Raw genomic sequence first — 12,561 nt, forward strand, 5'->3', positions numbered from 1 at the left:
CGCTCCCACAAGATGACCATTCGCTCCACGCATAAAAGCCCCACTCATCCGCATGAGTGGGGCTTTTATGCGTGTTTATGAATGGTTCTCGATAACACACGGCATAATGCGCGCCGTGATGAACAGTAATGAATGAACGAGGCGGCGACGTGTTGAAGAAAACCCTGTTCCAGTTGCACTGGTTTTTCGGCATCAGTGCCGGGCTGGTCCTGGCGTTGATGGGCATCACCGGGGCGATGGTGTCGTTCCAGGACGAGATCCTGCGGGCATTGAACCCCCAGGTGCTGACAGTCGAGAAACAACCGGCCGGCGTGCTGCCCCCCGCCGAGTTGGTGGAACAGATCGAAGCCGCGTCCGGCAAGACCGTCGCCATGCTCTGGGTCGAGACCGACAACGGCAACGCCGCGCGGGTGATCTTCACCGCGCCGCCCGGGGAAAAGCGCGGGGCCATGCGCTATTTCAACCCCTACACCGCCCAGTTCATGGGTGACGTGGTAGGCCAGGATTTTTTCGGCCTGATGCTCAAGTTGCACCGCGTGTTGACCCTCGACGAAGTGGGCCGGCAAATCACCGGCGCCTGCACGTTGATCCTGGTGTTCTTCTGCCTGTCGGGCCTGTACCTGCGCTGGCCACGCCAATGGCGCAACTGGCGCGCCTGGCTGACCCTCGACTGGGCCAAGAAAGGTCGCAGCTTCAATTGGGACCTGCACTCGGTGGCCGGTACCTGGTGCCTGCTGTTCTATCTGCTGGCGGCCCTGACCGGGCTGACCTGGTCCTACGACTGGTACAACAAAGGCGTGACCCGCCTGTTCTCCGATGCCCCCCAGGAAGAACGCGCGCGCAATCGCGGCCCGGCGCCTGAGGGCCCGCCGCCGGTGGCCGACTACCGCGCCATGTGGAGCAGCATCTACAGCGCGGCCGGCCCGGACTTGTCCGCCTACAACGTGCGCATGCCGCCCGTGGCCGGGCAACCGGCCACGGTGTTCTATCTGCTGAAGAGTTCGCCCCATGACCGGGCCCTGAACCAGCTCATGCTCGACCCGGCCACCGGCGCCATCAGCCGGCACAGCCGCTACAGCGACAAGAGCTTCAAGGCGCAATTGCTCACCAGCGTCTATGCGTTGCATGTTGGCAGCTATTTCGGCCTGGTCGGGCGGATTCTGGTGACGGTCGCCGCCCTCGCCATGCCGCTATTCTTCATCACCGGCTGGTTGTTGTACCTGGACCGGCGCCGCAAGCAGCGCCAGGTCCGGCAGGCTCGCCAGGAACTGGTTACCCAGCCGGGCGCCGGGCCGGCCTGGCTGATCGGCTTCGCCAGCCAGAGCGGCTTCGCCGAGCAGTTGGCCTGGCAGACCGCCGGCCAGCTCCAGGCCGCCGGGTTGCCGGTCAAGGTCCAGGCCCTGGCCGGGGTCAGCGAGCAGGACCTGAGCAACGCCACCCACGCGCTGTTCGTCGTCAGCACGTTCGGTGACGGCGAAGGGCCGGACAGTGCCCGCGGTTTCGAACGCAAGGTACTGGGCCGCGCCCTGAGCCTGGAACGCCTGCAGTACTCGGTGCTGGGCCTGGGCGATCGCCAGTATGAACACTTCTGCGGCTTCGCCCGGCGCTTGCACGCCTGGCTGTCGGCCTATGGCGGCAAGACGCTGTTCGCCCCGGTGGAAGTCGACAGCGGCGATCCGTACGCTCTGCGCCACTGGCAGCAACAGTTGGCCGACTTGACCGGCCAGGCGCCCGCCGACACCTGGCAAGCGCCCGCCTTCGAGCCATGGACGCTGAGCCAACGCACCCTGCTCAACCCCGACAGCAGCGGCGCGGGCGTGTACCTGCTGGGCCTCACGGCGCCCGGCCCGAGCAGTTGGCTGGCCGGTGACCTGGTGCACGTGCTGCCGCGCAATGACCCGTGGGCCATCGAGCACTTCCTCGACGGCCTCGGCATCGCCGGCCACGCCCGCGTCCAGCTCGATGGTTTGACTCAGACGCTCGAACAAGCCCTGGCCACCCGCCATCTGCCGGAAAACCGCGCCCACCTGGTGGGCCTGCACGCCCAGGCACTGGTGGATGCCCTGGCACCGCTGGCGATGCGTGAGTACTCCATCGCCTCGATCCCGGCCGACGGCGTGCTGGAGCTGATCGTGCGCCAGGAGCGTCACGCCGACGGCAGCCTGGGCATCGGTTCCGGCTGGCTCACTGAACATGCGCCGCTGGGCAGCGCCATCAGCCTGCGGGTACACCGCAACAGCAGCTTCCACCTGCCGCCCCAGGGCGTGCCGATGATCCTGCTCGGCAACGGCACCGGCCTGGCCGGCCTGCGCAGCCTGCTCAAGGCCCGCGTCGCCGAAGGCATGCAGCGCAACTGGCTGCTGTTTGGCGAGCGCCAGCGCGAACATGATTTCCACTGCCGCGATGAGTTGCAGGAATGGGTCACCTCGGGCGACCTGGAACACCTGGACCTGGCGTTCTCTCGGGACCAGCCGGAGAAAATCTACGTCCAGGACCGGTTGCGCGAATCCACCGCACGGCTCAAGCAATGGCTGGCCGACGGCGCGGTGATCTACGTCTGCGGCAGCTTGCAAGGCATGGCATCGGGCGTGGACCAGGTGCTCAACGAGGCGCTGGGACGTGAGGCCGTGGAGCAACTGATCGAACAGGGACGCTATCGGCGGGACGTCTACTGACCGCCCAGGCAACACGATCCCCTGTGGGAGCGAGCTCGCTCGCGAAAGCGGTGTGTCAGTTGATAGATGCATGACTGACACGACGCATTCGCGAGCAAGCCCGCTCCCACAGGGAATCCCGGTCAGCCTTGGGTCAAACCGGCTCCAACTTCTTCTCGAACACCGCCACCCCTTCCAGATCCCGCAACACCACGCTCATCGCCCCGCTCTGTCCGTCGATGTTCACCTCGCCAAAGAACTGGTAGCCGGCAAACGGCGAGGCGTTCTGGGCGGGGGGCGCCTTCTGGAACACCACTTCGGGGCCGAAGGTCTTGTCCAGGGCGTTGGGGCCGAAGCTGCCGGCGTTCAACGGCCCGGCGACGAATTCCCAGAACGGCACGAAATCCTGGAACGCCGCCTGTTCCGGGTGATAATGATGGGCCGCGCAATAATGGACATCGGCGGTGAGCCAGACGTAGTTGCGCACCTGATGCTTGCGCAGGTAGCCGAGCAGTTCGGCGATTTCCACTTCCCGGCCCTGGGCCTGCCCCGGGTCACCGTTGGCCACCGCTTCCCAGCGCGGCACGCCGGGGCTGACCTCGCCATCAGGCACGCCGAGGCCGATGGGCATGTCGGCGGCGATGACCTTCCATTGGGCCCGGGACTGCTTCAATTCGCGCTTGAGCCAATTCAACTGCTCGCGCCCGAGGAACGGCTTGGCCGCGCCGAGGTTGGCGTCGTTGGCTTCGCGGTAGCTGCGCATGTCGAGTACGAACACATCCAGCATCGGCCCGTAGCCGAGCTTGCGATAGATCCGCCCACCGTTATCGGCCTTCTGCAGGCGCATCGGCGCGTACTCCAGCCAGGCCTGCCGCGCACGCCCCACCAGGCTGTGGATATCCTTGGTCTGGTAGCGCTCGTCCAGTTGCTTGCCGGGCGACCAGTTGTTGACCACTTCGTGGTCGTCCCACTGCCAGATCTGCGGCACCTCGGCGTTGAAGCGCCGCACGTTTTCATCCATCAGGTTGTAGCGGTAGTTGCCGCGATATTCATCCAGGGTCTCGGCGACCTTGCTCTTGGCTTCAGTGGTGAGATTGCGCCAGACGCGGCCACCTTCGGTGGTGATTTGCGCCGGCACCGGACCGTCGGCGTAGATGGTGTCGCCGCTGTGGATGAAGAAGTCCGGCAGGCGCAGGCGCATGGCTTCGTAGATGCGCATGCCGCCGATGTCGGGGTTGATGCCAAAGCCCTGGCCGACGGTGTCACCGCTCCAGACAAAGCGAATGTTGCGTTTGAACTGCGGCGCGCTGCGCAGATGGCCGAACCAGGGCTCGCTGGCGACGCCGCTCTGGGCATCTTCAAAGCGCACCCGGTAGAAAATCGCCTGGTCGGGCGGCAAGCCGGTGAGCTCGACCCGAGCGGTGAAGTCGCTGCGGCGGTCGGCCAATGGCGAAACCACCCGCCGCGGATTACGAAATTGGCTGCGGGTGTCCCACTCCACCACCATCCGCGCCGGGCGGTCGCTGCGGCTCCAGATCATCGCCCGATCGCCCTGCAAATCGCCGGACTGCACACCGTCGGTCAGCACCGGGCGATCCTTGACCGAAGCCATCACCACCGGCGCCAACCCCGGCAACAATAATCCTGCGCCCACGGCCTGTATCACACGACGCCGGTCCCGGTCGAATTCGCTCATGGTGTTCTCCCTTGAATTAGGGAGACTTAAGCATGGGTGTGTGAATCGGGTGTGACAGGTTTTATAAACACGCCATAACCCCCTGTGGGAGCGAGCTTGCTCGCGATAGCGGTGTGTCAGATGACATCATCGTCAACTGACACACCGCTATCGCGAGCAAGCTCGCTCCCACAGGGGGGGTTCAGTCTTCTGGAACGTAATCAGGCCTTGGCCGGCTCCAACGCCATCTCCACTGCTTCAGGCCGCTTGAGCAGCGCATACGCCACGCCGGTCACCAGGCTCCCCGCCACGATCGCCAGCAAATACAACAGCGCATGGTTGATGGCGTTGGGGATCAGCATCACGAACAGTCCACCGTGGGGCGCCATGAGCTTGCAGCCGAAGTACATCGACAGCGCACCGGTCAACGCACCACCGGCGATGCTGGCCGGGATCACCCGCAGCGGGTCCTTGGCGGCGAACGGGATCGCACCTTCGGAGATGAAGCACAGCCCCAATACCAGCGCCGCCTTGCCGGCCTCGCGCTCGGTCTGGGCGAACTTGCGGCGGGCGATGAAGGTGGCGATGCCCAGGCCAATCGGCGGCACCATCCCGGCGGCCATGGTCGCGGCCATCGGCGCATAGCTTTGCGATGCCAGCAGGCCCACCGAGAACGCATAGGCGGCCTTGTTGATCGGCCCGCCGAGATCGATGCACATCATCGCGCCCAGCAGCACGCCCAACAGAATGGCGTTGGTGGTGCCCATGCTGTCGAGGAAATGGGTCAAGCCTTCGAGCATGCCCGCCACCGGCTTGCCGACCACGTAAATCATCACCAGGCCGGTGAACAGGCTCGCCAGCAGCGGAATGATCAGGATCGGCTTGAGCGCTTCCAGGCTCTGGGGCAAGCGTGCGTAGCGGTTGATCGCCTGGGCCGCGTAACCGGCCAGGAAACCGGCGATGATCCCGCCAATGAAGCCGGCGCCCAGGGTACTCGCCAGCATCCCGCCGATCATCCCGGGCGCAAGGCCCGGACGGTCGGCGATGGAATAGGCGATGTAGCCGGCCAGTAACGGCACCATCAACTTGAAGGCGGTGTCGCCACCAATCTGCATCAGCGCGGCGGCCAGCGTGCCAGGTTCCTTGAAGGCCGTGATGCCGAACACGAACGACAACGCAATCAACAAACCACCCGCCACCACCATCGGCAGCATGAACGACACGCCGGTCAGCAAATGTTTGTAGACCCCGGTCTTCTCCGACTTGGCCGGGCCGGCGGCGCTGCTCGAAACGCTTTCCTGGCGGCCTTCGACCAAGGCCTTGTTCAGCGTGGCTTCAGCCTGTTTCAGGGCAATGCCAGTGCCGCAACGGTAGATTTTCTTGCCGGCGAAACGCTCGGTGGCGACTTCGATGTCAGTGGCCAGCAGCACCACATCGGCCTCGGCAATGGCTTCGGCGCTCAACGGATTGCGCGCGCCCACCGAGCCCTGGGTTTCCACTTGCAGGTCATAACCGAGCTTCTTCGCGGCCTGCTGCAACGCCTCGGCGGCCATGAAGGTGTGGGCAACGCCCGTCGGGCACGCGGTGATGGCGACCAGGCGCGGCGCCCGTTCGGCCGAAGCGCCCGGCGCCTCTTCCGCCACCTGCGACTCGACCAGCACCTGGGCTTCTTCGGCGCCGCGCCGTAATAGCGAATCGACGTCTTGCAGGGCCTGGGCCGGAGTGCTGCGGAACAGGCGCTTGCCGACGAACCGCGACAGGTCCACCGGTCCGGTGGCCACCAGCAAGACCCATTCGGCCGCTTCGAGGGTTGCCGCCGACAATTGGCGCTCCGGATGAGCCGCGTCATGCACCTCGACGCTGGTGCTCCACCCTTGGCGCTGCGCCGCCGCATCCAGCAGGCGGGCGCACAACACACTGGTGACCATGCCGTTCGGGCAGGCCGTCACAATGGCTAATTTCATCTCGCGAACCCTCTTATTGTTCTGTCAGGGGGCGCACGCGCACACCCTGTTCAAGCGACGCCAGCAGCGCGGTGTCGCGAATGCCGAAACCGATCTGCGTGACCGCCATGGCCGCGATGGCGGTGGCGGTGCGCAGGGTCTGCTCCGGGGCTTGCGCACCCAGCAGGCCGTGCAGCATGCCGGCCAGCAGCGAGTCCCCGGCGCCCACCGTGCTGGCGACGCTGACCTTGGGCGGCGTGGCATGCAGGGCCGAGCCGACGCTGAACCAGTTCACGCCATCGGCACCGTGGGAAATCACCACATGGTCGATGCCCTGGGCATGCAGGCGCTGCGCCGCTTGCGCCTGGGCCCGCTCACTCACCACCTCGCACCCCAGCGCATCGGCCAGTTCCTCGGTGTTCGGTTTGATCAGCCACGGCCCCGCCGCCAGCGCAACGCGCAAGGCCTCGCCACTGGTGTCGAGTGCGACGTTCAGGCCGAGTTCCTTCAAACGTGTGATCAAGGCCTGCAACCACTGCGGGCTGACACCGCGGGGCAAGCTGCCTGCCACCACCACCGCGTCATGGCCAGGGGCAATGTGTTCCAGCCGATCGAGCAACGCTTGCTGCGCGGCGACGTCGACCACAGGTCCGGGACCGTTCAGGTCGGTGATGCGTCCGTCCTGTTCGGCCAACTTGATGTTGCTGCGGGTTTCACCCGGCACGCGAATAAAGGCGTCGGCAAAACCGCGCTGGGTGAACAGCGTCTCGAACGCCTGGGCATTGTCCTGGCCGAGAAAGCCGCTGACCGTCAGCGTGTGGCCGAGATCGGCCAGCACCTGGGCCACGTTCACGCCCTTGCCGGCGGCATGGGTGTGCATGCCGTCGCTGCGGTTGACCTGGCCCGGTTCCAGGCGCGCCAGTTCCACCGTGAGGTCGAGCGCCGGGTTGAGGGTCAGGGTAAGAATCTTCGCCATTACAGCGCCTCCACTAATGCGCGCACATCATCGGCGCTGCCCACGGCCAATGCCTCCTGGGCCAGGGTTTGAATGTGCGCAAGGCTCAGCTCGCGCACACGTGCCTTGACCTCGGCGATGCTGCGGGCCGAAACGCTCAACTCGTCCACGCCCAGGCCCACCAGCACCGGCACCGCCAGCGGATCAGCCGCCAGCTCGCCGCACACGCCGACCCACTTGCCCTGGGCATGGGCGGCGCGCACGGTGATGTCGATCAGTTGCAGCACCGCCGGGTGCAAGCCATCGGCCTGGGCCGACAAGGTCGGGTGACCACGGTCGATGGCCAGGGTGTATTGGGTCAGGTCGTTGGTGCCGACGCTGAAGAAGTCGACCTCCTTGGCGAGCACCGGCGCCAGCAATGCGGCGGACGGGACTTCGATCATGATCCCCAGTTGCAGGTCCGCCACCGGGATTTCCTGGCGCAGGCGTTCGGTCATGGCCCGGGCCTGGCGCCATTCGTCGACGCTGCCCACCATCGGGAACATGATCCGCAACGGACGATCGTCGGCCGAGCGCAGCAAGGCCCGCAGTTGCGCTTCCATGACCTGCGGGCGCTGCAAGGTCAGGCGAATGCCGCGCACGCCGAGGAACGGGTTTTCTTCTTTCGCGATCGGCCAGTACGACAGTGGTTTGTCGCCGCCGACATCAAGGGTGCGCACTACCAGCGGCCGGCCGGCCAGGCCATCGAGGACCTTGCGGTACTCGGCTTCCTGGGTCGCTTCGTCCGGCGCCTGGGTGTGGGCCATAAAGATCAGTTCGGTGCGCAACAGCCCGATGCCTTCGGCGCCCTGCTCCACCGCGCTGCCGACACCGGCGCTTTCACCAATGTTGGCGAACACTTCCACGGCGTGGCCATCGCGGGTCAACGCCGGCTGGTGACGCTGCTCGGCGGCCAGCTTGAGGCGCTGCTCGCGGGTGTCGCGTTCCTCCTTGGCCCGTTGCAGGGTGGCGGCGTCGGGCTCCACGTGCAGGCGACCGCGCTGGCCGTCGAGCAACAACGAGGTGCCCGGCGCCAGCAACAACACCGCCTCACCGGCCCCCACCAACGCGGGAATGCCCAAGGCGCGGGCGACGATGGCGCTGTGGGCCGTGGCGCCGCCGCGGGCGGTCAGGATCCCCGCCACCCGGCTCGGGTCCAGGCGCGCCACGTCGGATGGGCCAACTTCGTCCATCACCAGGATGTAGGGTTGCTCGGGTTCGTTCGGGGTTTCGACGCCACACAACTGCGCCAACACACGGCGGCCCACGTCGCGCAGGTCGGCGGCGCGCTCGGCGAGCAAGGCGTCCTGCAAGGCTTCCTGTTCTTTCGCGGCGGCTTCGATCACGCCCATCCAGGCGGCTTGCGCACTCTCGCCCAACTTCAAGCGGGTGTCGACTTCGTCCGTCAGCTCCGGGTCGTCGAGCATTTCCTGGTGGGTGATGAAGATCTCGCGAATGGCCTTGGCCTTGGCGCGCTCGATCAACCCCTCGATGTCGCGGCGCACCTGGCCCAGTGCGTTTTGCAGGCGCTCACGCTCGATGGCCGCCGATTCACCGCGCAGCGGATAATCGATGGCTTGCAGCACCTGGATGTGGGCCGGGCCGATGGCAATACCCGGCGCCGCCGGCACGGCCTGGATCAGGCTGCCGGCTTCGGGCGCCAGCACCACGGTCGCGACGTCGGCCATCGGGCTTTGCTCGGGCATCGTTGCTGGCGGCAGCGGCTCGACCTCCTCGCCCAGGCCTTCCTCGACGGCCGCCAGCAAGGCCGGCAACGCATCGGCGGCAATGCCTGGCTCGGCCACGAACTCCAGGACCTGGCCGCGCCGGGCCCCCAGGCTCAACAACTTGCTCAGGCTCTTGACCGACACGGCGCTGTCCTGGCCGTCGGCGATGCGCACGCGGATTTCGCCGTCGAAGCTTTTCGCCAACTGGGCGAGGATCTTCGCCGGGCGCGCGTGCAAGCCGTGGGCATTGGCCAGGCCGATGCGTGCGCTGGGCCAGTCGGCAGGCAGTTCACCGCCGAGCACTTCCAGCACCTTGCGGCTGCTGGTGGCGCGACCCAATTCGTGACCACGACCTTCGATCAGCAGCGCGCAGAGCCGCTCCAGCAAGCTCTGATGGGCCTCGCCGAGACTGGCGAGGCAGAACAGGCCGCTCAACGGCTGGCCCAGGTAACGGATGGGCTTGTCCGGAGTCACGAAGGCCAGGCCCGGACGCTTGACCGTCTGCTCGCTGTGCAACCACCACAGACCATCGCCCAGGGGCAGCGCCTCGACCTGTTGCAGCACACCGGCGAAGCCATTGCTCACGCAATCGGCCTGGCGCAACAGACGAGCGCCGCGCCATACCAGCTCTTCGAAATCGTCGGCCGACACGCCCAGGCCGATCATCTGCGCGTCCAGGGCCAGTTCCTGCGGCGCGCCTTGCAGCAGCTTCAGCAACGCTTCGGCAGACCCGGCCCGGCGCAAGGCCTGGCCCAGGTCCGTCTCGCCAAGGGCGCGGGTCAGCAATTGCAGGAGGCGCAGGTGCTCGTCGGACTTGGCCGCGATGCCGATGGCCAGGTAGACAATCTGCCCGTCGCCCCAGTCCACGCCTTCGGGAAATTGCAGCAGGCGCACGCCGGTGGAGTAGACCAGGTCGCGGGTTTGCGGAGTGCCGTGGGGAATGGCGATACCTTGGCCAAGAAAGGTCGAGCCCTGGGCTTCGCGAGCCTGCAAGCCGGCGAGGTAGCCGTCAGCCACCAGGCCATCGGCCACCAGTTTGTCAGCAAGCAATTGCAACGCAGCGTCTTTATCCACGGCTGTCTGCGCCATGGATATCTGCTCTAGAGTGAGCTCGAGCATGCCTTCTCCTTTTTGGCGTCCGGTCGGCGCCAGGTATTGTTTTGAAAGAATCAGCTTAGCGTTGCAGGACAGCTTTTGGCGGTATCGCGGCAGTGCGGCCAAAAAATCCTGCTAGCCTTGAAAATACGCTTGCTGAAACGTTTAATCTAGAAAGATTGGCACGTTACTCGATAATCTCTCATCCTTGAAGTGCAACTTGTCGTCAGCCATCGGCAGTGACCTTCGGCACGAATCGGGTAGGATGGCCCTCATTGTCGGGTCAAACCCGGAAAAACAAGGAAAAACCGGTTGAAACTCAGTGATATCGCCCAGTTGGCCGGTGTGTCCGTGACCACCGCCAGCTATGTCATCAACGGCAAGGCCGAGCAGCAACGCATCAGCAACGCGACCGTCGAGCGGGTGCGTGCGGTGGTCGAAGAACACGGCTTCACGCCAAACCCCCAGGCCGCCGGGCTGCGCAGCCGGCATACCCGCACGCTGGGCTTCATCCTGCCCGATCTGGAAAACCCCAGTTACGCACGCATCGCCAAGTTGCTGGAACAAGGCGCCCGGGCACGGGGCTACCAGTTGCTGATCGCCAGTTCCGACGACGCACCCGACAGTGAACGGCAATTGTTGCAGCTGTTCCGCGCCCGGCGCTGCGATGCGCTGATCGTCGCCAGTTGCCTGCCGGCCGGCGACGACAGCTACCAGCAGTTGCAGGCCAAGGGCATCCCGATCATCGCCATCGACCGGGTGATGGAGCCGACGCAGTTCTGCTCGGTCATCAGCGACGACCGCCAGGCCAGCCTGCACCTGACCCGCAGTTTGCTGGAAACGAACCCTCGGCAGATCGCCCTGATCAGCGCTCGCCCCGAACTGAGCATCAGCCAGGAACGGACCGCGGGTTTTCGCGATGCACTGGCCGGCTTCGAGGGCCAGGTGCTGATCGAACATGGCGAGTCTTTCAGCCGTGAATGCGGGCGCCAGTTGATGGATGAAATGCTCGCCCGCCTGGGCCACTTGCCCGACGCGCTGATCACCACGTCCTACGTGCTGCTGCAAGGGGTGTTCGACGCCCTGCATGATTTCCCGTTGAAGTCGCGTCCGCTGCGCCTGGGCACGTTCGGCGATACGCAGTTGCTGGACTTCCTGCCGCTGCCGGTCAACGCCATGTCCCAGCAGCACCAGTTGATCGCCGAAAAAGCCCTGGAGCTGGCACTGGCGGCCATCGAGAACAACGACTACCAACCTGGCGTGCAGGCCATTGCACGGACGTTCAAGCAGCGCATTCATCAGGGCTGAGGCATGCAGCTGATCGACACCCATACCCACCTCGACTTCCCCGACTTCGACGCCGACCGCCCGGCACTGCTCGCCGAAAGCCGCGCCCTGGGCGTGCGGCAAATGGTGGTGCTGGGGGTGTATCGGGACAACTGGCAGCGGGTCTGGGACCTGGTGCAGAGCGACCCCGACCTGCACGCCGCACTGGGCCTGCACCCGGTGTACCTCGAACAGCACGGGGCCGAGGATGTCATGCACTTGCGCGACTGGCTGGCCCGCCTCGCCGGGCATCGACAATTGTGTGCGGTGGGCGAAATCGGCCTGGACTACTACCTTCAGGACCTGGACCGCGAGCGCCAGCAGGCGCTGTTCGAAGCGCAACTGAACCTGGCGGCAACCTTCGAACTGCCGGCGCTGATCCACGTACGCCGCAGCCACGCCGCCGTGATCGCCACGCTCAAGCGCCTGGCCAACCCACGGGCGGGGATCATCCACGCCTTCGCCGGCAGCCTCGAAGAGGCCCGCGAATACATCAAGCTCGGCTTCAAGCTCGGCCTGGGCGGCGCCGCAACCTGGCCCCAGGCCCTGCGCATGCATCGGGTACTGGCCCAACTGCCGCTGGAAGCGGTCGTACTGGAAACCGACTCCCCCGACATGCCGCCGGCCATGTACCCCGGCCAACGCAACACCCCGGCACACCTGCCGGCCATCTGCCAAGCCCTGGCCGAAATCATGGCAGTGCCCCCCGAACAACTGGCCAAGGCCAGCACGGCCAACGCCCGAGAATTGTTCGGCTGGTGAACTGAGCGGCGCTTGCCATAGGGCAATTGTGTACTGCTGGGAGAGATTGGTCGGTTGCCAGGCCGCTTTCGCGGGCAAGCCCGCTCCCACAGGGGATTGAGGTATAGCCGCGAGAGTTAGGCCGCCTCGCGCAGGCTTTTGATCCTGCTTTTGATCTTGGGCCCCATTAACCACAAGGGCCGAACGCAGGCATTGCGTAGTGGGCATCCCGGCATGGAGGCCGGGATAGCGGCGCTGGGCCATGGAGGGCCCTTCGCGGCGGGCCCACGGAGCAATGCCTGCGTTCGGGCACACCGAGCCTAGGCGAGGTGCCCAGTGGTGGGGCCAAGCCTTTTTTGCTTACTTTTTTTGGCGTCTGAAAAAAAGTAAGCCGCCGTAAGGGCGG

Annotated in this window: 7 protein-coding genes; 3 read left to right on the plus strand and 4 right to left on the minus strand. The window is 65.6% G+C overall.

The window, feature by feature from the left end; all coding sequences use genetic code 11:
• Positions 1-149 precede the first annotated feature (149 nt).
• Positions 150-2,675, plus strand: coding sequence for a flavodoxin (locus tag VM99_20285; GenBank protein ID AKK01808.1), 2,526 nt, complete (start codon positions 150-152; stop codon positions 2,673-2,675).
• A gap of 133 nt (positions 2,676-2,808) precedes the next feature.
• Here the strand turns inward: VM99_20285 and VM99_20290 are convergent, their stop codons facing one another.
• The 4 genes from VM99_20290 to VM99_20305 all read right to left on the minus strand — a co-directional run bounded on the left by VM99_20290 (position 2,809) and on the right by VM99_20305 (position 10,112).
• On the minus strand, positions 2,809-4,350 hold the full coding sequence (locus VM99_20290; protein ID AKK00301.1) for an alkaline phosphatase: 1,542 nt from the start codon (positions 4,348-4,350) through the stop codon (positions 2,809-2,811).
• Positions 4,351-4,550: 200 nt separating this feature from the next.
• Entirely contained in the window at positions 4,551-6,293 is a 1,743-nt protein-coding gene (locus VM99_20295; protein AKK00302.1) for a FruA, read from the minus strand.
• A gap of 13 nt (positions 6,294-6,306) precedes the next feature.
• Positions 6,307-7,248 carry a 1-phosphofructokinase gene (locus VM99_20300; protein AKK00303.1) on the minus strand — a complete coding sequence of 314 codons (942 nt, stop codon included), beginning with the start codon at positions 7,246-7,248 and terminating at the stop codon, positions 6,307-6,309.
• Positions 7,248-10,112 (minus strand): PTS fructose transporter subunit IIA, encoded by a 2,865-nt coding sequence (locus tag VM99_20305; protein AKK00304.1) that lies wholly within the window; start codon positions 10,110-10,112, stop codon positions 7,248-7,250. The genes VM99_20300 and VM99_20305 overlap by 1 nt, the downstream gene beginning before the upstream one ends.
• Before the next feature lie 288 nt (positions 10,113-10,400).
• On the opposite strand from VM99_20305, the gene VM99_20310 reads away from it, so the two are divergent.
• Both VM99_20310 and VM99_20315 read left to right on the plus strand, forming a co-directional pair.
• On the plus strand, positions 10,401-11,396 hold the full coding sequence (locus VM99_20310; protein AKK00305.1) for a transcriptional regulator: 996 nt from the start codon (positions 10,401-10,403) through the stop codon (positions 11,394-11,396).
• Between the two features lie 3 nt (positions 11,397-11,399).
• On the plus strand, positions 11,400-12,176 hold the full coding sequence (locus VM99_20315) for a hydrolase TatD (protein ID AKK00306.1): 777 nt from the start codon (positions 11,400-11,402) through the stop codon (positions 12,174-12,176).
• Positions 12,177-12,561: the final 385 nt, after the last annotated feature.

This window comes from Pseudomonas chlororaphis (assembly GCA_001023535.1).
Classification (GTDB): Bacteria; Pseudomonadota; Gammaproteobacteria; order Pseudomonadales; family Pseudomonadaceae; genus Aquipseudomonas; species Aquipseudomonas chlororaphis_E.